We start from the raw sequence: 22,922 nt of genomic DNA on the forward strand, positions 1-22,922 counted from the left end.
CGACAAGGATGTGCATCTGCCCGCCGCCCCGCGATGCTATCGCCGCCAGGCGACGAGCCGGCGCGCGGCCTCGGCGATATCGGTGGTGCTGCCGGCGAAGGAGAAGCGCAGGAAGCGATGGCCGCGCGCCGGGTCGAAATCGACGCCGGGCGTGGCGGCGACGCCGGTTTCTTCCAGCATCTGCTGGCAAAATGCCGCGCTGTCGTTGGTGAGCGCGCCGACATCGGCAAACATGTAGAACGCACCGTCGGCAGGGGCCAGCCGATCGAAACCGGCCTTGGGCAGCTCGCGCAGCAGCAGCGCCCGGTTCTCCGCATAATGCGCGACCTTGCCGTCGAGCTCGGCCTTGGCGTCGAACGCGACGCGCGCTGCATGTTGCGGCAGCGCTTGCGGCGACACGAACAGGTTCTGCGCCAGGCTCTCCACCGAACGCAGCAGCGACTCCGGCACCACCATCCAGCCCAGCCGCCATCCGGTCATGGCGTAATATTTCGAGAAGCTGTTGATGACGATGGCCTCGGAATCGAGCTCGGTCGCCGAGGTCGCCGCCATGCCATAGGTGATGCCGTGATAGATCTCGTCCGACACCACGCGGATGCCGCGCTCCCGGCAATAGCTCAGCAGGGCCTCGAAGTGATTGCGGTCGAGCATGGTGCCGCAGGGATTGGACGGGCTGGCAATGATCAACCCGTCGGGCTGCCGTTCCAGCCGCGACAGCAGGTCCGGCGTCGGCTGAAAGCGATGTTCCGACCCGACCTCGAGCTCGACCGGCTCGATCCCCAGCGCCGTCAGGATGTTGCGATAAGCGGGATAGCCGGGGCTCGCCAGCGCGATGCGGTCGCCGGCATCGAAAGCCGCGAGGAAAGCCAGCAGGATGCCGCCCGATGAGCCGGTGGTGATGACGACGCGCCGCCAGTCGAGATCGGCCTTGTAGGTTTCGGCATAGTGGCGCGCGATGCGCTGGCGCAGCGCCGGCAGGCCGAGGGCTTCGGTATAGCCCAGTGCCTCCCGGTCGAGCGCCCGATGCGCGGCTTCGATCACCGCCTGCGGCGCGCCGGTCCCGGGCTGCCCGACTTCGAGATGCAGGACGTCATGCCCTTCGGCGGCGCGCTCATTGGCATGGCGCAACACCTCCATCGCAATGAAGGCCGGCACCTTCCCGCGCTGGGCGACCTTGAGCGCCATCGCGGCCGCTACTTGCCGGTCTGGACCACGGCCAGCCCGAACGCGCGCGGATCGGCGTCGGCACTGCAGGACGACGAATCGCGTTGCAGCGACTTCGGGCACCAGATCGCATTGACCCGTCCGATGGAATCGATCTCCTGAATCTGGTGGCCTCGCTGCGTCAGCGAGTTGTCGCTCTGCGACCGGTCGAGACTCTCGGTATAGACAATGTCCGGCGAGCCGTTGTGATGGAAGCGCGGCGCGGCCTCCGCGTCCGCGAGCGACTGCTTGGCGTCGGCCACCCGCACGAACACCTGCGCCAAGGAGCTGGCGGCGGTCTCGCCGCCCGAGGCAGCCCCCGCGAAGAAGAACTCGCCGGTCGCCTTGTTGGCCATCAGAACCGGCCCCAAGGCGCGATAGCCGGCGCCGCGGTCGTTGGGTGCCGGCGCCAGCAGAATGCCGGTGCCGGGCGCCATCCGACCCGCGCCGAACAGATTGTTCATCGTCACGTTGCAGGCGACCGCATTGCCATCGGCGTCGGCGGTGACGAACCCGCTGGCCCAGGGATTCTCCGGGACCGTGACGAACGGGTTGGCCGGCGCCGCGCGCGCCTTGTCATATCCCTTCATCAATGTGTTGACATAATCCTCGGTGATGAGGGTCGCCGGATCCACCTTGCTGCTGCCGTCCGGCAGCATCCAGCCCGACCGGTCGACAAAGGCCCGTTCCGCCGCCTCGGCCACGAGATGCGGCCGCTCGCCATCGGGCGTGTCGGCAAAGTTTTGAACGTCGATCATCATTTCGACCATTTGTCCGAAGACAACACCGCCGGCAGCCGGAGGCTGCGACAGATAGATCGTGTGATCACCGAATGGCACTTCGAGGGCAGGCTTGAATTCCGGCTTGGCATTGCGCAACGCCTCGACGGTCAAGGGCGCGCCCAGCCTCTGCGCGGCATCGGCGATGGTATGAGCCAGCGTGCCGGAATAGAACTCGCCCGCACCCTTGATGCGCAGCTGGGTCAAGACACCGCCCAGCAATTCCTGCCGCAAGGGCTCGCCTTCCTGCAGCGGCGTTCCGTCGGGATGCAGGAAGATCCGCGCCATCTCGTCATCCTGGGCCAATCTTGCCCCCGCGCTGACCAGCTCCCGCGCCAGCGCGCGGCTGGTCGGCGTGCCGAGGCGCGCCATCTGTTCGGCCGGCCCCAGGAGCTGCTCCCAGCGGAGTTTGCCATAACGCGCCTGCAAGGCCGCCATGCCGCGCACGGAAAGCGGCACTGCGATGCGACCGTCAGGTGCCGCCCGCGGCAGGAAGTCGAGAACCTCGGTGGTCTTCTTGTCGGCGTCATGAACAATGCAGACCCCGCCCCCGCCCAGCGCGGCGGTCGAAGGCATGGTCACGGCCAGTGCAAAATAGAGGGCGACGGCGGCATCGGCGGCGCTGCCGCCGGCGGAAAGCACGTCCCGGGCCACCACCGCCGCGCGCGGCTCGTCAGCCACGGCCGCACCGGCGAAACCGCTGACGCTGCCGATCATTCCCGGCGGCTTGGGCGGCTCGCAGGATGCCAGCAACAGCAGGGTTGTGACGCCGATGAGCGCGCTTCCCGCGCGAATCAGGACCCGTTGCCGCACGCCCCGGCGGTTCCCATTTGTCAGTGCGTCGGATAAGGTCATGCGCATCATGCGGTTCCTGAAATACTTGGTGACGTTGGTCGCAGCCTGGTATGCGTTCGCGCCGTCAATGGCCGTCGCCGCGGGCGGCCCGAGCCTGATCCGCGACGCCGAGATCGAAGCTTACCTGCGCGATTACACCACGCCAATCTTTGTGGCGGCCGGGCTGGACCCCGCCTCGATCCATATCTATATCGTGAACGACCCGCGCATCAACGCGTTCGTCGCCGGCGGGATGAATCTCTTCCTCCATACCGGCCTGCTGGTGCGCGCGCAGACCGCCAACCAGGTGATCGGCGTCATCGCGCACGAGACCGGCCACATCGCGGGCGGCCATCTGGTCCGCTCGAAGGACGTCCAGCGCGCCGCCACCATCGAATCCATCATTGCCATGGTGCTCGGCATCGGCGCCGGCATCGCTTCCGGCCAGCCGGGTGCTGCCGGCGCGGGCGTGCTGGTGGGACCTGGTGTCGCCACGACGCAATTGCTCAAATACACCCGGACGCAAGAGGCGTCGGCGGATTCCGCCGGGCTCGGCTTTCTCGACGCGACCGGCCAATCGGCGCGCGGCATGTATGAGATGTTCGACATCCTGCAGAAGGACGCGGTGCTGACGGGATTTGCGAGCGAGAATCCATTCCTGCAGACCCATCCGATGACGCAGCAGCGGATGGATCACATTCAGCAATACATGGCGACATCGCCCTTCACCAACGCGCCCCTGAACCCCCAGTTCGAAGAGGATCAGCGTCGCATCCGCGCCAAGATCGTGGCTTTCATGGAGCCGCTCGATGACATCATGAAGGCCTACCCCGAAAACGACACCAGCTTCGCCGCGCGGTATGCGCGCGCCATCGCCTGGTATCGGGCGGCCGACCTCGCCAAAGCCACGCCCGCCGTGGATATGCTGATCGAAGAAGAGCCGGACAATCCCTATCTGAAAGAGCTGAAGGGCCAGATGCTGTTCGAGAACGGCCACACGGCGGAGTCCGTCGAGGCCTATCGACAGGCGGTCAAGCTGGCGCCGGATTCGCCGCTGCTGCGCATCGGCCTGGCCGAGAGCCTGATCGAGACCAACGACCCGACCGCCAATGGCGAGGCGATCCAGCATCTCGAAGTCGCCACCGGTCTCGAAACCGCCAATATCCAGGGCTGGCGGCTCCTCACGGTCGCCTATGGGCGCAACAGCCAGCTGCCGATGGTGGCCCTGGCGCAGGCCGAGATCGCCATGCTCCAGGGCAATGACAAGAAGGCGAAGGAATATGCGCGCCGGGCCCAGGACGGGCTGACACCGGGCTCGCCGGGCGCGCTTCGCGCCGAGGACATCCTGTTCCAGCTGAGCCAGGATCAGGACTGAGGAGGCTCTCTCGACCGTGATCCTGGAGCGGCGCTTCGGGGTTGCCTTGACCGGGGCCCGCCGCCGATAATCCGCCGCCTTCCGCCCTCCATGCCCGATTGGGAGTCCGTCTCCGATGCGTCTGATTGGATTGGCCGTCTTCTCCGCCCTGATCGGCGCCGCTGCGGCGCTCGCCGTCGTCATGGGGCTGAGCCATATGGGCATGATGAAGACCGACGACGCGGCGCTCCGCCAGGTCGTGCGCGACACCCTGACGAACGAACCCCAACTGGTCGTGGGCGCGCTGCAGGCCCTCGACAAGCAGCGCGAGAACGCCAGCGACAGCGCCCGCATGGCGGCGGTCGCGGCCAACAAGGACGCGATCTATGCCGACCCGAACAGCCCCAGCATCGGACCGGCCAATGCCAGCGTGACGATCGTCGAGTTCTTCGATTATCGCTGCCCCTATTGCAAGCGCGTAGCGCCGGACATCGCCAGCCTGCTGGCGAGCGATTCGGATCTGCGCATCGTCTATAAGGAATTCCCGATCCTCGGGCCGGAATCGCTGGTCGCCTCCAAGGCGGCGCTCGCGGCCCAGAAGCAGGGCAAATATCGCGAGATGCATGAGGCGCTGATCGCCCAGAAAGGCGAGCTCACCGACGACGAGATCCTGTCGCTGGCGCAAGGCGCCGGGCTCGACGTCGTGCGGCTCAAGGCCGACATGGAGGATCCCGCCATCATGGATCAGCTGAAGCAGGTCCATGAGCTGGCGCAGGCGCTCAATATCGACGGGACGCCGGCCTTCTTCTTCGGCGCCCATTTCGTCGGCGGCGCGATCTCGATCGACCAGATGAAGCAGTTGATCCAGCAGGCCCGCCAGCCGAGCTGAGGCGGGCTGGACGGTCCTCTGGTTGCGCGATCCCGGTCATCCTCCTAGCCTGCGTGGGCGAAGCCGGCAGGAACGATCCGGCATGACGCCAGGGAGGATTCTCATGAGAAAGCTCGAGGGCCGTTCGGCCATCGTTACCGGCAGCTCGCGCGGGATCGGCAAGGCCATCGCGCTGCGTTTCGCGGCGGACGGGGCCAAGGTCTGCATCAACTGCGTCTCGACGGTGGACAAGGCCGAGGCGGTGGCGGCCGAGATCCGGCAGGCGGGTGGCGAAGCGATCGTGGTGCCAGCGGACGTGTCGAAGCGTGCCGAGGCCGAGAAGCTCGTCGCCGAGACCGCCAAGGCGTTCGGCAAGGTCGACATCCTGGTTTCCAACGCCGGCATCGTGATCGACCGGTCCTTCGTGGAGAGCACGGACGAGGACTGGAGCCGCGCCATCGAGAGCAACCTCCATGGTTTCTTCAATGTCTCGCGCGCGGTGCTGCCGCACATGATCGACCGCAAGCATGGAAGGCTGATCGCGACCGGCTCCTGCATCACCGAAATCGCCGATTTCGGCGGCAACAAATATTCGGTCTGCACCGCATCCAAGGGCGGCATCACCGCGATGATGCGGCCGATCGCGGCCGAGGTTGCGCGTCATGGCGTCACGGTCAATGCGGTCTCACCCGGCTATATCGCCACCGAGATGCTGGGCGAGATCGATGCCGCCGGGCTCGAGGCCGCGCTGACGCTGGTGCCGATGCGCCGCTACGGCAAGCCGGAGGAGATCGCCGCCGCCATGTCGTTCCTCGCCTCCGACGATGCCGCCTACATCACCGGCCAGGTGATCCGGGTGAATGGCGGCATGTCGATGGGCGGCTGAGGGGACTCGGGGGCGGGATGGCGGTCGCGGTCTCGCCGGCTTCCCCATCCACCCGGCCCCGAAAAAGCCCGATTTTCCAGCGAAGGCTGTGGGTTAACGCGGCTTCCGGCGCGAAGTTGCGCCATTCCGGTCCCATGCTATAAGGGCTCATTCAGCCGTTAGATTTGCGGAAATCCAGCCCCTTGGCCAAAACCCCGACCGTCCTGATCCTGAACGGGCCCAACCTCAACCTCCTTGGCGAGCGTGAGCCCACGATCTATGGCCGGACCAAACTCGCGGACATCGAGAAGAGCTGCAAGAAGCGGGCGAAGGAGCTGGGCCTGGCGGTCGATTTCCGCCAGTCCAACCACGAGGGCGAGCTGGTCGATTGGATTCAGGCGGCACGGCACAGCCATGCCGCGATCATCATCAACCCGGCCGCCTACACCCACACCTCGGTGGCGCTGCTCGACGCCCTGACGGCGACGGACCTCCCGATCATCGAGGTCCATCTCTCCAACATCCATCGTCGCGAGCGATTCCGGCATCATTCCTATGTGAGCCTCGCCGCGACCGGCGTCATCTGCGGCTTGGGCGCGCAAGGCTATCTGCTGGCGCTCGACGGGATGGCGACAACGCTCAAGACCCAGGAAGAGACGTAATGGCGAAATTCGACGTCGACGAGGCGCTGATCCGCAAGCTGGCCGAGTTGCTGGAGCAGACGGGCCTCACCGAGATCGAGTATGAGAACGGGCCCCAGCGCATCCGCGTGAACAAGCAGATGCTGGCGGCAGCGGCCGCGGCGCCCGCCCCGGCAGCGGCAGCACCGGCTGCTGCGGCGGCGGTGAAGACAGCCGCCGACGGCCCACCGGCCGGCGCCGTCACCTCGCCCATGGTCGGGACCGTCTATCTCTCGGCCGAGCCGGGCGCCAGCGCCTACGTCAAGGTCGGCGACCGCGTGGCCAAGGGACAGACCCTGCTCATCATCGAGGCGATGAAGGTGATGAACCCGATTCCCGCCGACGTTGGCGGTACTGTTCGCGAGATCATGGTCGCGGACGGGCGCCCGGTCGAATATGGCGAAGTGCTGATGGTGATCGATTGAGCGGCAGGACGGCAGGCCAACCGGTTTTGGAACGGGCATGTTCGAGAAGGTCCTGATCGCCAATCGCGGCGAGATCGCGCTCCGCATCCATCGCGCCTGCCGCGAGATGGGCATCCGCACCGTCGCGGTCCATTCGACCGCCGATTCCGACGCAATGCATGTGCGCCTGGCCGACGAGACGGTCTGCATCGGCCCGCCGCCCTCGCGCCTGAGTTATCTCAACATCCCGGCGATCCTCTCGGCCGCGACCATCACCGGCGCCGACGCCATCCATCCCGGCATCGGCTTCCTGTCGGAGAATGCGCAGTTCGCCGGCATGGTGGAGGAGCATGGCTTCACCTTCATCGGCCCGGCGCCCGAGCATATCCGGCTGATGGGCGACAAGGTGGCCGCGAAGGACGCGGCGCGCTCGCTCAACATCCCGGTCGTGCCGGGCTCCGACGGCGCCGTCACCAACGATGCCGAGGCCATGGAGCTGGGCGAACGCATCGGCTATCCGATCCTGGTCAAGGCCGCGGCGGGCGGCGGCGGCAAGGGCATGAAGGTCGCCAATTCGCGCGCCGAGATGAGCGAGGCGCTGAGCCTCGCGCGCTCCGAGGCCAAGGCCAATTTCGGCAATGACGCGGTCTATATGGAGAAATATCTCTCCCACCCGCGCCATATCGAGATCCAGATCCTGGCCGACGCCCATGGCAATGTGGTGCATCTGGGCGAGCGCGACTGCTCGCTGCAGCGCCGCCATCAGAAGGTGCTCGAGGAGGCGCCCTCGCCGGCACTCAATGCCGCGCAGCGCCAGAAGGTCGGCGAGATCGCCACTTCGGCCATGCGCCGCCTGGGCTATCGCAGCGCCGGCACGATCGAGTTCCTGTTCCAGGATGGCGAGTTCTATTTCATCGAGATGAACACCCGCCTCCAGGTCGAGCATCCGGTCACCGAGATGATCACCGGCATCGATCTGGTGCGCGAGCAGATCCGGGTCGCGACCGGCGCGCCACTGAGCTTCCAGCAGGAAGACATCACTTTCACCGGACACGCGATCGAATGCCGTATCAACGCCGAAAATCCCGACACCTTCGCGCCCTCGCCGGGCCGCGTCACCGACTATCATGCGCCGGGCGGATTGGGCGTGCGGGTCGATTCCGCGCTTTATAGCGGCTACCGCGTGCCGCAATATTACGACAGCCTGATCGCCAAGCTGATCGTCCATGGGACCAGCCGCAACGAATGCCTGATGCGGCTGCGCCGCGCGCTCGAGGAGTTCGTGATCGGCGGCATCGATACCAGCATTCCCCTCCACCGCAAGCTGGTGGGCGCAACCGACTTCATCAATGGCGACTATGACATCCGCTGGCTCGAGAAGTTCGTCGCACCGAAGGATTGAGGCCTGGGACGGATTTGTCTGAACGACAGCAAGGCGCGAGGCCCTGAGTGAGCGGCCGGGAACGCATCACCGCCGACATGCTCCTGCGCGCCTATGCCTGCGGGGTCTTCCCGATGGCGGAGGGCCGCGAAGATCCCGAGCTGCATTGGATCGACCCGAAGCGCCGCGGCGTGCTGCCGCTCGATCGCTTCCACCTGCCCCACCGCCTGGCCCGCACCGTCCGCTCCAACCGCTATGAGGTGCGCTGCGACAGCGCCTTCACCGAGACGGTGATGGCCTGCGCCGAGGCCACGCCCGGGCGCAACGAGACCTGGATCAACCAGGATATCCTCCGGCTGATGCGCCAGCTCTTCGAGCTGGGCTATGCGCATAGCGTGGAAACCTGGGATGACGGCAAGATGGTCGGCGGGCTCTATGGCGTCTCGCTGGGCGGCGCCTTCTTCGGCGAAAGCATGTTCAGCCGGGCGCGCGACGCCAGCAAGGTGGCACTGGTCCATCTGGTGCTGCGGCTGCGCGTCGGCGGCTACCGCCTGCTCGACACGCAGTTCGTCACCGAGCATCTGAAGCAGTTCGGCGCCATCGAGATCAGCCGGGCGGAATATCAGCGCCAGCTCGCCGCCGCCATTCCGGCGCCGACCCGTTTCTACGGCGTGGTGCCGGACTCGCTGGTGTCGGATTTCACGCAATCCACGACCCAGATATCGTAGATCGGATGCTCGAGCGCCGAGAGCGAGGGGCTCGAGGCGAACATCCAGCCCGAGAACACCGTCTTCGACGGCTCGCCTTCCTTGGTCTCCTGGATCTCCAGGAAGGCGGCGCTTTCCGGCGTCTCTTCGGGCGGGCGCTTGTCGCAGGCCCGGACCGTCACTTGCAGCGCCCCCAACTCGGTCGAGCTGCCGACCGGCACTTGGATCGTGTTGACGCGCGCCGTCACCTTGTCGAGCGTGCGCAGCACGGCAATCGGCATCGGATCGGCCATCGCCTTCGCGATGCCGAGACCCATCGGCACCGTCAAGGCGAGGAACGACAAGAGGAGAAGAGCGCGGCCGGGAGCGGCGCTGGCGTCAGGATGGGGGCCGGGCTTCACTTGCGCTTGCGATAGGGGTTTTCGAGCGAGACGACGAGATCGTTCAGCACCTTGCGCACCTGTTCCTCGTCGCAACCCATCAGGATCGCGTCTTCGAGCGCGTCCTGGGCGAGCTGGCGGATCTCGGACAGATTCTCGTTCAGCACTTTGATCTTTTCCGTGCAGGAAACCACCTTCCCGTCCGGCTGACGCCAGGTGGGAAATGCCGGTCCCTGCAGGTTGCGCTTGATCGGTTGGTTCATCGATGCCTTGCCCGAACTCTAGATGGGCGTCTGGCGTCACCATAGCAAGCCCGGCCCCTCCGGAGAAGGGCCGCCTGCTGGCGTTAATCATTGATCAATCAAGGCTTTTCGGCAGCGAACCGGAGCCGTACATAGTCGGCATGCCATTGGCCCTCGGCATTGCGGAGTTTCGATGCCAGGGCGGCTTCGACCTCGGCGACATAGGCGGCGCGATCGGGCTCCGGCAGGCGGCGGATGAAGCTCTCGGCAAAGGTCTCGAGCCATCCCGCCATGGCGCCCGGCAGCGGTGTCGGCCGCTCGATGAGCCCGATGGTCCGTACCTTGAAACCGCGCCGCTCGAGCCTCGCCCCGTAATCCTCGATGCTCGGGAAGAACCACGGCACGGCCGCGAGCCCGTCGAGCCCGCGCCGGTCGAGCGCCGCCACCAGCGCCGCCATGATCGCCGCGACATTGGCGCCGCCGCCCATCTCGGCGACGAAGCGCCCGCCCGGCTCGAGCGCCCGCCAGACACCGTCGATGACGGCATCGGCCTGCTTCATCCAATGGAGCGCCGCGTTCGAGAACACCGCCTCGAACCCGCCGGTGAAGGTCAGGGCCTCGCCGCTCATGACGCGCGCATCGAGCCCACGGGCGCGGGCGGCGGCGATCTGTTCGGCACTCGCATCGACGCCGACGACCCTGGCCCCGGCCGCGACCAGCTTCTCCGTCAGCACGCCGTCGCCGCAGCCCAGATCGAGGATGCGTTCGCCCGGTTGCGGCGCCAGAAGCTCGAGGACGGGCGCGCCCAGCACCGGCACAAAGCCGGCATTGCGCTGATAGCGCGCGGGATCCCAATGCTGGGAGGGGGTCGGTTTGGGATCCTGGTCGGCCGGCATGAAACCAGCGCCTATTGCTGGTTCGAGCTCGGCGGCGTGGAGGAGCCCGACGAGCTCGAATTGGTCGAGCTGAAGATGAAGCGCCCGATCAGATCGACCAGGTTGAGCGGATCCTGGGTCTTCTTGATCTCGCCGCCCGGCGGAATCATGGCCTCGTCGGCCCCCGGCTCGAGCGCCATGTAAGGGCTGCCCAGCAGTCCGTCGGAGAGGATGCGGGCCGAGCTGTCGGTCGGCAGCTTGACGTCGTTGAGGATGCTCATCCGCACCTCGGCGAGATAGGTCGACGGATCCAGATGGGTGGAGAGCACCGAGCCGACCTTGATGCCGCTCAAGCGCACTTCGCTGCCCGGCGCGATGCCGTCGACGCGATTGAAGCGCGCGAGCAGCTCATAGCCTTCGACGCGGCTCACATTGCTGCTGCTATAGGCGAAGGCGAGGAAGGTCGCCGCCACCAGCAGCACCACCGCACCCATCATCGTTTCGATTGCATTGCGCTTCATGCCACGCCCCTTCGCGGCGTCCGAACGGGCATCGCACCCGCCGAGATCGATGTTCCGTTCCGCAAGAGCGATGTCAGTTGGGGACCCACGGTTCGTAATCGCCGCTGGCCTTCGCGCGCTGGCCGCCTTCGAGCACATGGCCCGGCGGACGGTAGGCGAGCGACGTGCCGGTCAGGTTGGGCTCATGCTCTTTCTGCCAGGGACGATGCGGCTCGTTGCCCGTCGGCGGCGGAACCGGGCTGCCATGCAGCCAGCCATGCCATTCGGGCGGAACCTTGGAGGCCTCGGGCGCGCCGTTATAGAGCACCCAGCGCCGTTCGCGGTTGTGCAGGAGCCGCTTGCCGCGGAAATAGCGATTGCCATAGCGGTCGGTGCCGACCGGCACGCCCCAGAGCAGAGTGTAAAGACGCGTACCCAGGCTCATCGCTCAATCAGGCGCTCCTTAAGCGCGGAAGAAAGGCTGTCGGTCTCATTCATCAAAACAGGGGCTGCCCTGGTGGGGCGCCCCTCTTTTTGGGGGGCCACTATGGCATCCGACCGGCGGCCCGTCCAGCCGGTCGGAGCCCTGGACAGCGTCAATCTGGCCCGATAGATCAATAGCTTGCCGGAGTCGCCCGGACTTCCGGCGGTTGCGCTCGGGAACCTCGATGACCGCCCCCGCCTCTTCGTCCGAATCCGCCGGCCTGGCCGCCCAGGCCGCGCATGATCTGCACCGGCACGAGAGCGTGGGCTTCGCCTTCATCATCGGCTGCGCCACCGCCTTCGCCTTCATCACGCCCTTCTCGCGCATCTCCTATGACAGCGGCTCGACGCCGCTGATGATCGTCACGCTGCGCACGGCTGCTTTTGCGCTGGTCGCGCTCGCACTGCTGCTCGCCCGACGCCAGAAGCTGCGGCTGTCGCGTCACGGGCTGATCAACAGCCTTTGGCTGTCGCTCACGGCCTACGGCATGTCGGTCGGTTATCTGAGCTCGGTCGCCTTCATCCCCGTCTCGCTCGCGGTGCTGATCCTCTATACCAGCCCGCTTCTCGCAGGCTTGATGAGCGCCATCACCGGTCGCGAGCGGCTGACGCTCGGCAAGAGCGCCGCCATCGTGCTTGCCTTCATCGGCCTGGCGGTGGCGATGGGACCGACGTTCGCCGCGCTGGATTGGCGTGGGATCGCTTGGGCGCTGGCGGCCGCCTTCTCGGTGGCCTCGACCAGCGTCTTCGGCGGCCGGGCGATCGCGCAGGATCCACCGCTCACCATGAATTTCTTCACCAATCTCTGGCTCCTGCCGCTGGTGCTGCTGCTTGGGCCCTTCACCGGAAGCTGGGGCCTTCCCGGCAGTGCCGTCGGCGGCCTCGCGGCCGCGGGCGCCGTCTCCTGCTACATCGCCGGCTATATGCTCTGGTTCCTGGCGCTGCAGCGCATCACCGGCATGCAGGTCGCGATGATGATGAACATCGAGCCGGTGGTAACGATCGCCTTCGCGGTGCTGGTGCTGGGCGAGCATCTCTCGCTGATCCAATATGGCGGCGGGGTGCTGACCATTCTCGCCCTCATGGCCTTCACGCTGGGCAGCCGGCGACGGCGCACGGCCTGAACCGGCGTCAGCTCGGCCGCGCGAAGCTCTGGCCCGCCTCGTCGAGCAGCCAGTCGATGAAGGCGCGCACGCGCGGCACCTGCAGCTCGTCGGGATCGCAGACCAGGTAATAATAGGAGGTGGCGGGCACACCGAGGCCGAAGGGCCGCACCAAGAGCCCCGTCGCCAGCTCCTCGGTCGCGATCGCCTTGTCGCCCAGCGCCACGCCCAGCCCCTGCACCGCCGCGTCGATACTCAGGAGCGCCGTGCCCATGCGGATTCCGGAATTGGCATCGACGCCCTCGACGCCACCGACGAGGAGCCAGTTGGCCCAGGCGGTGCCGTCATCGTCATGGATCAGCGTGTGCTGGGCGAGGTCGGCCGGCTCGCGCAAGGGCGCCGCGGCATTGATCAGCCGCGGGCTGCAGATCGGGAAGAGATCGATGCTGGCGATGAGCCGGGTCCATTTCCGCTTCCAGGGCCCGCGGCCGTAATCGATCGTGAGATCGGCTTCCTCCGTGCGGTCGCGGGCACCGGGCCGGAAGGGCAGCAGCGACAGCTCGATCTGCGGATAGGCGTCGCGAAACCGCGCCAGCCGCGGCAGCAGCCATTTCGAGGCGAAGGCGATCGGCAGCTTGATGGTGAGGCGGCCGTCGAGATCGGGCCGCGACAGGCGCGCCGACGCGTCGGCGATGAGATCGAGCGCCTGCTGCACCGAGGGCAGCAGCTGCTGGCCCGCGAGCGTCAGCGCCAGATGCCGGCCGCGGCGCTCGAACAGCTCGACGCTGAGCGCCTCCTCCAGCGCCCGGACCTGATGGCTGATGGCGCCATGGGTGACGTTGAGCTCGCTCGCGGCCTTGGTCATCCCGCCATGGCGAGCCGCGGCCTCGAAGGCGCGCAAGGGGTTCAGCGGCGGCAGGCGGCGCGGCATGGAGTTTGGCCTCGGTTATATTTTCTCACAAAGACACGCCAATCTTTGTCCATTGCGAGAGAGTTTTTCAAGCCATAGGATCGCAGATAACGAGACCACTCAGCGGGAGAACGGCCATGACAACGGCAAATGGCGGCGGCAAGGCCTGGGGCGTGAATTCTGAATATGGCCGGCTGCATGACGTGCTGCTCTGCGAGCCGGTGAATTTCAAATGGCTGCCGACCAGCTCGATCTCGAAGGCCACCTTGCGCTCCGGCGCCAAGTTCGACCGGCAGCTCGCCATGCGCCAGCATCGCGAAATGGTCCAGGCCTATGAGGAAGGCGGCAGCAAGGTGCATTTCCTCGAGCCCGACGAGGCGCTGCCCTACCAAGTCTATGCGCGCGATTCGAGCTTCATGACGCCTTACGGCGCGGTCGTCACCCAGATGCATCAATGGTGGCGGCGCGGCGAATATGCCCCGGTGATCAACTTCTACCAGTCGAAGAACATCCCGATCTTCAAGATGATCACGGCCTCGGCCTTCGAGGGCGGCGATTTCGACGTGATCGAGCCCAACACCGTCTTGATCGGCTTCTGCGGCGAGCGCACCCAGGAACCGGCGGCGCTGCAGGTGAAGGGCTGGATGGAAGAGAAGGGCTGGGAGGTCAAGCTCGCCCCCATCGCCGAGCATTACGTCCATATCGATCTGATGGTCTGCATGCTGGCGCCGAAACTGGCGGCGGTCTGCCCCGACACCACCGAGGACTGGGTCCTCGATTGGCTCAAATCCAAGAAGATCGAGATGATCCCGGTGAACTACCGCGACACCATGGGCCTCGGCTGCAATGTGATGTCGCTGGGCGACAACAAGATCATCTCGACCGCACAGTCGAAAGACCTGAACAAGACGCTGCGCGCCGCCGGATTTACGGTTTATGATCCGGACATGACCATGTTCACCATGGGCGGCGGCGGCGTGCATTGCATGGCACAAGCGCTGCGCCGCGATCCGGTCTAAGGCCCTGCCGGCCGAGGACGAAAGGTTTGCCGGGGAACAGGCCCGTTAGAGGCCCGGCCGTGGCAGATCGATAGCAAGGGAGAAGGCTGCGCCGGTGCAGGGGACAGCGACTGCGACCAATCCGACGTCGATTCCACAGGCGGCCGCGCGCGGGCTCGCTTTTCGCGGGGTGTCCAAGCATTACGGGATCGTGCGCGCCGTCGACAATGTCGACCTCGAGGTCGCGCGCGGCGAATTCCTGACGCTGCTGGGCCCCTCGGGCTCGGGCAAGACCACGATGCTGATGATGATCGCGGGCTTCACCACGCCCTCGGCCGGCGAGATCCTGCTCGACGGCAAGGCGATCACCCATCTGCCGCCCGAGAAGCGAAATTTCGGCATGGTGTTCCAGGGTTATGCCCTGTTTCCGCATCTGTCGGTGTTCGACAATGTCGCCTTCCCGCTCAAGGTGCGCCGCCGGCCGGCGGAGGACATCAAGCGCGAGGTCGGCCGCGTGCTGGAGCTGGTGCAGCTCACGTCCCTCGCCGATCGGATGCCGCGCCAGCTTTCCGGCGGCCAGCAACAGCGCGTGGCGCTGGCGCGCTCGCTGGTCTTCACGCCGGACGTGCTGCTGCTCGACGAGCCGCTGGGAGCGCTCGACCGCAAGCTCCGGACCGAGGTCCAGATCGAGCTCAAGCAGCTCCATGAACGCATCCGCACCACCTTCGTCTATGTGACGCACGACCAGGAAGAGGCGCTGTCCATGTCGGACCGCATCGCCATCGTGCGCGACGGCCGCTTCGTGCAGACCGGCCGCCCGGCCGATCTCTATGAGCGCCCGGCGACGCGCTTCGTCGCCGGATTCCTGGGTGAAAGCAATTTCATCAAGGGCCGGGTCAGCGGTGCTGCCGAAGGCGGCTTCACCTATGCCGTGGGCGGTGAGACCTTCCGGCAGAAGGCGACATCGATACCGGCTGCCGGCGGCGAGGTCCTGCTGGCGATGCGGCCGGAAAAGATCGCGATCGCGAGCGATGCCTCATCGGCCGCGACCAACCGGGCCCAGGGCCGGGTCACGAGCTGGAACTATTTCGGCAGCGATTTCCATTTCACGGTGGCGACCGCGAGCCTGGGGCAGTTGGCCGTGCGCTGCCCCGCCTGGCGCATGAAGCTCGAGCCGAAGAACGAGATGCAGGTCTGGCTCGGCTGGGATGCCGATGCTGCCGTCGTGGTGACGGACGATTGAACGGATCTAAGGCCGCGGCCGGATCGCGCGCGATGCCCGGCCTAGCCGAGCATGGCCACGATCTCGATTTCGATCACCATCGTCTCATAGGCGAGGAAGGGCAGCGGGATCCCGGTCGTGGCGGGACCGGGCTCGGTGAAGCAGGCCGACCGCACGCTCAGATTCTTGTGCAGCTGGTCGGCCGAGGCACCACCTTCATAGAAGGCCGTGACCTTGACGACATCGTCGAACCCGGCGCCGAAGCCCGCGAGCACGCGCCCGATATTCTCCATTGCGATCTTGGTCTGCGCCACCAGCTCGCCGGGCTCGATCACCTGGCCCTGGGGCGTGAGCGCCACCTGACCGCCCAGATAGATCATCGGCCCGCAGCGGATGCCGTGCTTGTAGGGAAGATGGATCGGCCAGTCCCAATGACCTTCGGGCCAGACATGGCTGCGCGGCAGATGGCGGCCATCCTTGCCGAGCATCGCGGTGATCTCGCTGCGCGTCATGACGCCGGACAGAGCGTGGCGCGGCAGCGGCATGCCGGTCGCAGCGGGGCCCGGCTCGTTGAAATAGCGCGCCCGGACGCGCGCGGCGCCTTCCCAATCGGCGAACTGACCGCCGCCGGCATAGTAGGTGTTGATCTTGACGGCATCGTCATGCGCGGCGCCGAAGCCGTGCAGCACCTCGCCGATGCGGTCCATCACGATCTGGCTCTGGCGGACGATGTCGCCCTTGGCGATCACGGCTCCGTTCTCGTCGACGGCGCTGAGACCGCCGACGAAGATCATTTCGCCGCAACGCAGGCCGTGGGAGAGCGGCGCCGGCAAGGGGGCCGTGCCGCGCAGCGCGATGCCCTGGCGCTCCAGCCGGCGCCCATCGGCGCCCCGCATCGCCACGGCCTCGATCTCGACCAGCATCCCCGGATAGGCCAGGGCCGGCAGCGGCACCGCCGTGATGACGGGGCCCGGCCCGCCGGCCGGCAATTGTCGTGCGACATCCGCCAGGAACCGCTGCTCGTCCCGACTGCCGTCGTTCTGGTAGAACGCGATCAACTTGACCAGATCGCCCAGATCGACCCCCAGCCCGCGCAGGACCTTGTCGAGGCTGGCCATGACGGTGACGGTCTGGGTGGCGAGATCGCCCGCATGCTGGACCTTGCCGCCGCTGTCGAGATCGACCTGCCCGCCCACGAAGATCATCTCGCCGCAGCGGATGCCGTGCTTGTGCGAGACATGGATCGGCCAATCCCAATGACCCTCGGGCCAGCAATGCGTGCGGGACAGCGCCATGATCCGGTTTACCTTTCGTCGAGAGCGGCCAAACGGACCGCTGCCCTTGGCGTTCCAAGCTCACGAGTGATAGGATTCGAGCCAGTCCGCAGTCGGGCGGCATTCCTCATCCAGTGAGGCATAGAAACATAATCCGACATGCTTAGGGAGGTCTCATGACTGCACAACGTTTTCTCCAGGATTCCGTCGAGGTGGCGCTCGCCAACCTGAAGGCCGGCCGGATCAGCCGCCGCTCCTTCCTCGCCGCCAGCGCGCTTGCGGGCGCCGGCGCCGTTGCCTTGTCGTCCGGCGACCTGCTCGCCGCCGGCAAGCCCAAGCAGATCGTCCATGCCAACTGGGGCGGCGATGCCGTCCGTTGCACCGGCGACATCTACGGCAAGGCCTTCACCGCGAAGACCGGCGTTCCGGTCGTGGTGGACGGCTCCGGGCCGCTCGAAGGCAGCATCAAGGCGATGGTCGAAGCCAAGAATGTCACCTGGGATTGCTGCGACGCCGACTTCTTCTCTGTCTTGCGGATGGGCCGCGTCGCCGAGCTCGAAGCCATCGACTACTCGATCGTCGACCGCGCCGGCTACATCAAACCCTACACCCATGATTATGGCGTGCTGGGCTACTGGTACAGCTACGTCATGACCTGGGACACCGAGAAGCTCGGCAAGACGGCGCCGACCTGGGCCGATTTCTTCGACGTCGAGAAGTATCCCGGCAAGCGCACTCTGTACAAATACATGAACGGCGCGATCGAGGCGGCACTCCTCGCCGACGGCGTGGCACCCGACAAGCTCTATCCGCTCGATATCGATCGCGGCCTGGCCAAGATCGAGAAGATCAAGGACCATATCGTGTTCTGGGATTCGGGCGCCTCCAGCCAGCAGATGTTCCTCGACGGCGAAGTCGTCATGGGCAGCCTCTGGCAGACCCGCAGCCAGCTGATCAAGCAGGACAGCAAGGGCCGCGTCGACTGGACCTTCGACCAGGGCAATGCCTGCCCGGCCGCCTGGGTCATTCCGAAAGGCAATCCGGCGGGGCGCGAATGGGCCAACCGCTGGCTCGCCAATCTCCAGACCCCGGAGCTGCAGCTCGAAGTCATGCGTTGTTACGGCCAGGGCCCGGCCAACCCGGCGACCTATGACCTCATGTCGGCTGACGAAAAGGCGATCACGCCCGGTACGGCGGAGAATCTGAAGAAGCAGGTCCCGCTCGATTCCGAATATTTCGCCAAGCATTACGACGACGTGCTCAACGCCTTCCTCGACATGATCTCGGCCTGATCGCCGGATCTTCGGGGGCCGCTTCGGCGGCCACGAAGGAAGCATGAGCTCGAGCACAGGGACGATCGCCCTGGAAGGACTGGATCCGCGAGGGAAACAACCCTCGCGGATCAATCCCTATTGGGTGCTGGTCCTGCCGCTCGTGCTGTTCCTGCTCGTTCTCTATCTCTATCCGATCGGCCAGGTGCTCTGGATCAGCTTCTCCGATCCCGAGGTCGGGCTGCAGAACTATGAGCGGCTCGTCACCAACCGCGGCATCCTCAAGATGCTCGGCAACACCTTCCGCATCTGCTTCATCACCACCGGCATCAGCCTGGTGCTGGGTTATCTCATCGCCTATGCCATGGCGCATGTGACGGACCGGCACCGGATCTGGATCCTGATGTTCGTGCTGGTGCCCTTCTGGGTATCGGTGCTGGCGCGCGCCTTCTCCTGGGTCGTGCTGCTGCATGACAATGGCATCATCAACCGCGCGCTGCTGGACTGGGGCGTCATCTCCGAGCCGATCCATCTGGTGCGCAACGAGCTGGGCGTGCTGATCGGCATGGTTCACTACATGATTCCCTATGCGGTCCTGCCGCTCTACGCGAACCTGCGCGGCATCGATCCGAAACTGGTGAGCGCCGCGCGCGGGCTGGGGGCCGGCCCGTTCGAATCCTTCTGGCGCGTCTATTTGCCGTTGAGCCTGCCCGGCATTGCCGGCGCCGGCCTGCTGGTCTTCATCCTGACGCTGGGTTTCTTCGTCACGCCCTCGATCCTCGGCGGCGGCAAGACGCTGATGATCGCCGAATATGTCAGTGTCCAGATTCTGCAGACCGTGCGCTGGGGCGTCGGCTCCATGTTGGCCATGGTGCTGCTGGTGCTGGTGTTCCTGGTTTTCGCCGTGATGTCGCGCGTCGTCGATCTGCGCACCATGTTCGGGGCCAAGTGATGAGGGCCAGGCGATGAGCGAGGGCTATGGCTGGCGCTTCAGGATCGTGCTGGCGAGCGCCTGGATCGTGCTGCTGTTCCTGCTGGTGCCGATCTTCGTTTCGGCGCCGATCTCGCTGACGCCCGACCGATTCCTGACATTGCCGAAAGACGGCGTCAGCTTGCGCAATTACGAGAACCTGTTCACGAACCCGGATTGGACCTCGAGCATCTGGCAGAGTCTCGTCATCGCGGTCATCTCGACCGTGATCGCCACCAGCCTGGGCACGCTCTGCGCGATCGGGCTCTGGCGCATCGCCAGCCGCTGGTCGGAGCTGGTGCGGGGGTTCGTGCTGCTGCCGATCATCATCCCCTCGATCGTGTCGGCTCTCGCCTTCTATCGCATCTTCGTCGATCTCGGACTGCTCGACAGCTATCCGGGCGTGATCATGGCCCATGCGGTGCTGGCGGTGCCCTATGTCGTGATCACCGTCTCGACCTCGCTCGCCAATTTCGATCTCCGGCTCGAGCAGGCCGCGCGCAATCTGGGTGCCGATATGAGACAAACATTACGGATGGTGATCCTCCCTTGCATCGCGCCCGGCGTGCTGGCCGGCGCCGTCTTCGCCTTCATTTCGTCCTGGGACGAGATCGTGGTGACACTCTTCATTTCCAAGCTCAACATCTTCACCTTGCCGCGGCGCATGTGGAGCGGCATCCGCGACCAGGCCGATCCGACCATCGCTGCTTGCGCGACGACCCTTATCTTTCTCACCATAGTGGTGATCGGCTCGCAGATGTGGCTGCGGGCCCGGCGCCTTCGGGCGCAATCCCAGGCCGAAGGCGCGGCCTGAACCCGACCGGGAGACCCTGAGGAGACCGACAATGCACGACGATCGTCCGAGCCAGACCGCGGCGCGGTCCTGGACCCCAGCGGCCATGACCATGGCCAAGCAGACCGCGTTCGACTGGGTCAAGGCGCATGAAGGCTGGCTCTCGAAGCGCCACACCGAGGTCTGGAACTTCCACGAGACCGCCTGGCGCGAATACAGGTCGGCTGCCTGGTATGTGAAGCTGCTGCGCGAGCAGGGCTTCGACGTCGAGGAAGGCACCGCCACCATGCCGACGGCGTTCCGCGCCACCTTCGGCAAGGGCAAGCCGGTGATCGCCACCTTTGCCGAATATGACGCGGTCCCGGCCAACAGCCAGGATCCGGTGCCTTACGAAAAGCCGCGCGACGGCGTCCATCGCTATGCCGCCGGCCATACCGATCCGCATTCGGCGCTCGGCATCGGCGCGCTGGGCGGAATTCTGGCCGCCAAAGCCGCCATGCAGAAGCACGGGCTTCCGGGCACCCTCGTGATCTTCGGCGAGCCGGCGGAGAAAGTCTGCGGCTCGAAGCCGGTCCATGCCGCCCATGGCTATTACGACCATCTCGATGCGGCGGTGAGCTTCCACCCGGCCTTCACCCCCTCTCATACCAACACCGCCATCTGGGATACCCATTGCGGTGCCTATTGGAGCCGGATGTACAGCTTCGAATGCCCGCACCCTGAAACCTGGAACGGCATGGGCGTGGGCGACGGGGCTTCCGCCCATACCTCGGCGCGGGCTCCCGGGGCCATCGATGCCGTCTGCCTGATGTATATGACGAGCAAGATGACCAAGGAGGCGATGCTGCCGCATACCGGCACCTGGACCATCAACGAGGCAATCCTCGCCGCGGGCCAGGCGACGGCCGACAATCTCGCGCCCAATTTCAGCCAGATCCAATATTCCAGCCGTTCCCCGACGCTCGCGATGCAGGAACGGATCTTTGCCATCCTCGACAACAACGCCGACCATGTGGCGCAGATCACTCATTGCACGGTGCGCAAGGAATGGGTGACCAAGACCCGGCCCGGATTGCCGAACCACGCCATGGCCACGCTCACCTATGCCAATCTGATGCTGGCGGGCGCGCCGCAATGGAGCGAGGACGCGAAGAAGTTCGGCCGCGAGATCCAGCGCAACCTGGGGCTGACGCCGATGACGGAGCCGATGCACCCGGCCATGTCGGAGCTGGTCAATCCCGAAGAGGATGAAGCGCGGACGCGCGCGATCCTGCCGCCCTGGCAGAAGAGCTACACCTCGGACGACTACACCGAATACACATGGCATTGCCCGACCGGGAAGCTCTATTGCGGGCGGCCGATGCTGGCCTCGCCGAAGCCGGGCTTCCAATATCCGAACTGGGCCTGGAACGCGATGGGCGGCTATCCGGCCATGATCGATCCGACGATCTTCAGCGCGGCGCGCGCGATCTGCGGCATCATGGTGGATCTGTTGACCGAACCGCAGACCGTGGCCGCGGCCCAGGCCGAGTTCCGCGAGCGCACCGGCGGCGGGGTCGGCGGCACGCAATGGGTACCGCCTCTCCTGCCGCGCAACTTCCCGGCGCCGATCCATTATCGCTGGCCGGAATATGTGTCGACGCCACGCGGCGAGGAATGGTGGATTCCGCAGGGCGCTTGAAGCCAGTCTCCTCGGACATGCCACAATCGTCAGCACCGGCCGTGGTCGGCAGCGGCCGGCTCGGCTGGCTCGACGATGTCCGCCTGCTGGCGGGGCTGCTGATCGTCTTCTTCCATGCCAGCCTCGCCTATAGCGGCGGCAATTGGTGGTATGTCAGCGACGCCAGCCGCGCCGAATGGCTGCAGCCTTTCTTCTCGCTGCTGCGTCCGCTGGCGCTGGGGCTGTTCTTCCTGGTGGCGGGCTATCTGTTGCCACGCGCCCTCGAGCGTCATGGCCCGCGTGAATATCTCAAACAACGGTTGATCCGCCTGGGCATCCCGTTGCCGATCGGGCTGCTGCTGGTCTTCCCGATCTTAATGTATGCCTACTACGTCAATTTCCGCGGGCTCGGCCCGATCGATGTCGGCAGCTATCTCTGGCGCATCTATTTCGGCATCGGTGGCCATCACCCCGCGGGCTGGACGGGGCCGAGTTGGCCGGATTACCAGTTGGGCCATCTCTGGTTCCTGGAATCTCTCCTGATCTACAGCGCCGTCTATGTCGCGGGAGACGCTTGGTGGCGGCGTCGGAAGCGACGCAAGGGGACGATGGCATCTCCCACGGCATCAGGCGCGCGGCCGCTGCCCGATCTGCTCAATGTCGCGATCGTCGTGGTCGGCATCGGCCATCTCGATTTCCTGATGCGCATGCATTACCCCCTCTATTACTGGCGGGCAATCTTCGGCATCTGGCAGGTGCATCTGGCCGACATGCCGCGCGAGGCGCTCTGTTTTCTCGTCGGCGCCATGGCGGCCCGCCGCGGTTGGGCAGAAGCCCTGCCCCCGAGCCTCGGAAAACCTGTTCTCGCGGCCGGCATCGCCGCTTTCCTCGCCGTTGTCGTTGCCGAGCTTGCCGGCGTCCCGATCTTCATCGCCGGCGGCGCCACACTCCATGCCTGGCTGTACTCCATCGGCGAAACGTTTATTCTGGGGCTGCTGGCCTTGGGACTGATCGTCACGCTGCGCGATCGACGACGGCCCCGCCCCCCACGCGGGCGTGAGTGCCTCATCGCCAACAATTACGGCGTCTATCTGCTGCATCTGCCGATCCTGGTCGCGCTGCAATACGGGCTGCGCGGGCTCGATCTGCCCGGCTTCGTGAAATGG

At 65.8% G+C, this 22,922-nt stretch carries 24 protein-coding genes; 15 read left to right on the forward strand and 9 right to left on the reverse strand.

Translation table 11 applies throughout. The features are described from left to right. Positions 1-36: 36 nt before the first annotated feature. Both ACREE8_RS19370 and ACREE8_RS19375 read right to left on the reverse strand, forming a co-directional pair. Entirely contained in the window at positions 37-1,185 is a 1,149-nt protein-coding gene (locus ACREE8_RS19370) for a pyridoxal phosphate-dependent aminotransferase (RefSeq protein ID WP_431574650.1), read from the reverse strand. Positions 1,186-1,193: 8 nt separating this feature from the next. Further along, the gene (locus tag ACREE8_RS19375) at positions 1,194-2,795 is read right to left on the reverse strand and encodes a gamma-glutamyltransferase (protein ID WP_431574651.1); all 1,602 of its coding nucleotides are present in this window, start codon (positions 2,793-2,795) and stop codon (positions 1,194-1,196) included. A 40-nt stretch (positions 2,796-2,835) separates the two neighbouring features. Here ACREE8_RS19375 and ACREE8_RS19380 point away from each other — a divergent pair, with 40 nt between their 5' ends. From ACREE8_RS19380 to aat, 7 genes are all read left to right on the forward strand, one after another. Further along, positions 2,836-4,191 (forward strand): M48 family metalloprotease, encoded by a 1,356-nt coding sequence (locus tag ACREE8_RS19380; RefSeq protein WP_431574652.1) that lies wholly within the window; start codon positions 2,836-2,838, stop codon positions 4,189-4,191. Positions 4,192-4,306: 115 nt separating this feature from the next. Then, a complete protein-coding gene (locus ACREE8_RS19385; RefSeq protein WP_431574653.1) occupies positions 4,307-5,059 on the forward strand; it encodes a DsbA family protein in 753 nt (250 codons plus the stop codon). 103 nt (positions 5,060-5,162) lie between these two features. Further along, on the forward strand, positions 5,163-5,924 hold the full coding sequence (locus ACREE8_RS19390; protein ID WP_431574654.1) for a 3-oxoacyl-ACP reductase family protein: 762 nt from the start codon (positions 5,163-5,165) through the stop codon (positions 5,922-5,924). 182 nt (positions 5,925-6,106) lie between these two features. After that, positions 6,107-6,565: a type II 3-dehydroquinate dehydratase gene (aroQ, locus tag ACREE8_RS19395; protein ID WP_431574655.1), complete on the forward strand. Its 459-nt coding sequence runs from the start codon at positions 6,107-6,109 to the stop codon at positions 6,563-6,565. Further along, the gene (gene accB / locus ACREE8_RS19400) at positions 6,565-7,008 is read left to right on the forward strand and encodes an acetyl-CoA carboxylase biotin carboxyl carrier protein (protein WP_431574656.1); all 444 of its coding nucleotides are present in this window, start codon (positions 6,565-6,567) and stop codon (positions 7,006-7,008) included. Before aroQ ends, accB begins: the two co-directional genes overlap by 1 nt. A gap of 37 nt (positions 7,009-7,045) precedes the next feature. Beyond that, complete coding sequence (accC, locus tag ACREE8_RS19405) at positions 7,046-8,389, forward strand: acetyl-CoA carboxylase biotin carboxylase subunit (RefSeq protein ID WP_431574657.1); 1,344 nt, start codon at positions 7,046-7,048, stop codon at positions 8,387-8,389. A 77-nt stretch (positions 8,390-8,466) separates the two neighbouring features. Next, positions 8,467-9,096, forward strand: coding sequence for a leucyl/phenylalanyl-tRNA--protein transferase (aat, locus tag ACREE8_RS19410; protein WP_431574673.1), 630 nt, complete (start codon positions 8,467-8,469; stop codon positions 9,094-9,096). Here the strand turns inward: aat and ACREE8_RS19415 are convergent. From ACREE8_RS19415 to ACREE8_RS19435, 5 genes are all read right to left on the reverse strand, one after another. Further along, positions 9,033-9,419 carry a DUF2155 domain-containing protein gene (locus tag ACREE8_RS19415; RefSeq protein ID WP_431574658.1) on the reverse strand — a complete coding sequence of 129 codons (387 nt, stop codon included), beginning with the start codon at positions 9,417-9,419 and terminating at the stop codon, positions 9,033-9,035. The genes aat and ACREE8_RS19415 overlap by 64 nt on opposite strands. Positions 9,420-9,472: 53 nt before the next feature. Beyond that, positions 9,473-9,718 (reverse strand): hypothetical protein, encoded by a 246-nt coding sequence (locus tag ACREE8_RS19420; RefSeq protein ID WP_431574659.1) that lies wholly within the window; start codon positions 9,716-9,718, stop codon positions 9,473-9,475. Positions 9,719-9,816: 98 nt separating this feature from the next. Continuing rightward, a complete protein-coding gene (locus ACREE8_RS19425; protein WP_431574660.1) occupies positions 9,817-10,593 on the reverse strand; it encodes a class I SAM-dependent methyltransferase in 777 nt (258 codons plus the stop codon). 11 nt (positions 10,594-10,604) lie between these two features. Then, the gene (gene mlaD / locus ACREE8_RS19430) at positions 10,605-11,093 is read right to left on the reverse strand and encodes an outer membrane lipid asymmetry maintenance protein MlaD (protein WP_431574661.1); all 489 of its coding nucleotides are present in this window, start codon (positions 11,091-11,093) and stop codon (positions 10,605-10,607) included. A gap of 73 nt (positions 11,094-11,166) precedes the next feature. Then, a complete protein-coding gene (locus ACREE8_RS19435) occupies positions 11,167-11,517 on the reverse strand; it encodes an NADH:ubiquinone oxidoreductase subunit NDUFA12 (RefSeq protein WP_431574662.1) in 351 nt (116 codons plus the stop codon). A 223-nt stretch (positions 11,518-11,740) separates the two neighbouring features. On the opposite strand from ACREE8_RS19435, the gene ACREE8_RS19440 reads away from it, so the two are divergent. Next, entirely contained in the window at positions 11,741-12,679 is a 939-nt protein-coding gene (locus tag ACREE8_RS19440; RefSeq protein ID WP_431574663.1) for a DMT family transporter, read from the forward strand. A gap of 7 nt (positions 12,680-12,686) precedes the next feature. Here ACREE8_RS19440 and gcvA read toward each other — a convergent pair whose 3' ends face one another. Beyond that, positions 12,687-13,589 carry a transcriptional regulator GcvA gene (gcvA, locus tag ACREE8_RS19445; RefSeq protein WP_431574664.1) on the reverse strand — a complete coding sequence of 301 codons (903 nt, stop codon included), beginning with the start codon at positions 13,587-13,589 and terminating at the stop codon, positions 12,687-12,689. Positions 13,590-13,705: 116 nt separating this feature from the next. On the opposite strand from gcvA, the gene ACREE8_RS19450 reads away from it, so the two are divergent. Together ACREE8_RS19450 and ACREE8_RS19455 are read left to right on the forward strand one after the other, a co-directional pair. After that, entirely contained in the window at positions 13,706-14,587 is an 882-nt protein-coding gene (locus ACREE8_RS19450) for a dimethylarginine dimethylaminohydrolase family protein (protein ID WP_431574665.1), read from the forward strand. 94 nt (positions 14,588-14,681) lie between these two features. Further along, positions 14,682-15,809, forward strand: coding sequence for an ABC transporter ATP-binding protein (locus ACREE8_RS19455; RefSeq protein ID WP_431574666.1), 1,128 nt, complete (start codon positions 14,682-14,684; stop codon positions 15,807-15,809). Between the two features lie 41 nt (positions 15,810-15,850). Here ACREE8_RS19455 and ACREE8_RS19460 read toward each other — a convergent pair whose 3' ends face one another. Further along, positions 15,851-17,083, reverse strand: coding sequence for a RidA family protein (locus ACREE8_RS19460; protein ID WP_431574667.1), 1,233 nt, complete (start codon positions 17,081-17,083; stop codon positions 15,851-15,853). Between the two features lie 155 nt (positions 17,084-17,238). On the opposite strand from ACREE8_RS19460, the gene ACREE8_RS19465 reads away from it, so the two are divergent. From ACREE8_RS19465 to ACREE8_RS19485, 5 genes are all read left to right on the forward strand, one after another. After that, complete coding sequence (locus ACREE8_RS19465; RefSeq protein ID WP_431574668.1) at positions 17,239-18,354, forward strand: ABC transporter substrate-binding protein; 1,116 nt, start codon at positions 17,239-17,241, stop codon at positions 18,352-18,354. Between the two features lie 43 nt (positions 18,355-18,397). Next, a complete protein-coding gene (locus ACREE8_RS19470; RefSeq protein ID WP_431574669.1) occupies positions 18,398-19,285 on the forward strand; it encodes an ABC transporter permease in 888 nt (295 codons plus the stop codon). Between the two features lie 13 nt (positions 19,286-19,298). Next, complete coding sequence (locus ACREE8_RS19475; protein ID WP_431574670.1) at positions 19,299-20,117, forward strand: ABC transporter permease; 819 nt, start codon at positions 19,299-19,301, stop codon at positions 20,115-20,117. Between the two features lie 31 nt (positions 20,118-20,148). Continuing rightward, the gene (locus ACREE8_RS19480) at positions 20,149-21,777 is read left to right on the forward strand and encodes a hypothetical protein (RefSeq protein ID WP_431574671.1); all 1,629 of its coding nucleotides are present in this window, start codon (positions 20,149-20,151) and stop codon (positions 21,775-21,777) included. After that, positions 21,774-22,922, forward strand: a 1,149-nt coding sequence (locus tag ACREE8_RS19485) for an acyltransferase family protein (RefSeq protein WP_431574672.1), incomplete at its 3' end; no start/stop codon positions are given. The genes ACREE8_RS19480 and ACREE8_RS19485, both read left to right, overlap by 4 nt.

This window comes from Hypericibacter sp., from assembly GCF_050729195.1.
In the GTDB taxonomy this organism is placed as follows: Bacteria; Pseudomonadota; Alphaproteobacteria; order Dongiales; family Dongiaceae; genus Hypericibacter.

Coding starts and splice junctions, on each gene's coding strand:
- ACREE8_RS19370 (WP_431574650.1), bottom strand. CDS start 1,185: ATGGCGCTCAAGGTCGCCCAGCGCGGGAAGGTGCCGGCCTTCATTGCG.
- ACREE8_RS19380 (WP_431574652.1), top strand. CDS start 2,836: ATGCGCATCATGCGGTTCCTGAAATACTTGGTGACGTTGGTCGCAGCC.
- ACREE8_RS19385 (WP_431574653.1), top strand. CDS start 4,307: ATGCGTCTGATTGGATTGGCCGTCTTCTCCGCCCTGATCGGCGCCGCT.
- ACREE8_RS19390 (WP_431574654.1), top strand. CDS start 5,163: ATGAGAAAGCTCGAGGGCCGTTCGGCCATCGTTACCGGCAGCTCGCGC.
- accB (WP_431574656.1), top strand. CDS start 6,565: ATGGCGAAATTCGACGTCGACGAGGCGCTGATCCGCAAGCTGGCCGAG.
- accC (WP_431574657.1), top strand. CDS start 7,046: ATGTTCGAGAAGGTCCTGATCGCCAATCGCGGCGAGATCGCGCTCCGC.
- aat (WP_431574673.1), top strand. CDS start 8,467: ATGCTCCTGCGCGCCTATGCCTGCGGGGTCTTCCCGATGGCGGAGGGC.
- ACREE8_RS19420 (WP_431574659.1), bottom strand. CDS start 9,718: ATGAACCAACCGATCAAGCGCAACCTGCAGGGACCGGCATTTCCCACC.
- ACREE8_RS19425 (WP_431574660.1), bottom strand. CDS start 10,593: ATGCCGGCCGACCAGGATCCCAAACCGACCCCCTCCCAGCATTGGGAT.
- mlaD (WP_431574661.1), bottom strand. CDS start 11,093: ATGAAGCGCAATGCAATCGAAACGATGATGGGTGCGGTGGTGCTGCTG.
- ACREE8_RS19435 (WP_431574662.1), bottom strand. CDS start 11,517: ATGAGCCTGGGTACGCGTCTTTACACTCTGCTCTGGGGCGTGCCGGTC.
- ACREE8_RS19440 (WP_431574663.1), top strand. CDS start 11,741: ATGACCGCCCCCGCCTCTTCGTCCGAATCCGCCGGCCTGGCCGCCCAG.
- gcvA (WP_431574664.1), bottom strand. CDS start 13,589: ATGCCGCGCCGCCTGCCGCCGCTGAACCCCTTGCGCGCCTTCGAGGCC.
- ACREE8_RS19450 (WP_431574665.1), top strand. CDS start 13,706: ATGACAACGGCAAATGGCGGCGGCAAGGCCTGGGGCGTGAATTCTGAA.
- ACREE8_RS19460 (WP_431574667.1), bottom strand. CDS start 17,083: ATGGCGCTGTCCCGCACGCATTGCTGGCCCGAGGGTCATTGGGATTGG.
- ACREE8_RS19465 (WP_431574668.1), top strand. CDS start 17,239: ATGACTGCACAACGTTTTCTCCAGGATTCCGTCGAGGTGGCGCTCGCC.
- ACREE8_RS19470 (WP_431574669.1), top strand. CDS start 18,398: ATGAGCTCGAGCACAGGGACGATCGCCCTGGAAGGACTGGATCCGCGA.
- ACREE8_RS19475 (WP_431574670.1), top strand. CDS start 19,299: ATGAGCGAGGGCTATGGCTGGCGCTTCAGGATCGTGCTGGCGAGCGCC.
- ACREE8_RS19480 (WP_431574671.1), top strand. CDS start 20,149: ATGCACGACGATCGTCCGAGCCAGACCGCGGCGCGGTCCTGGACCCCA.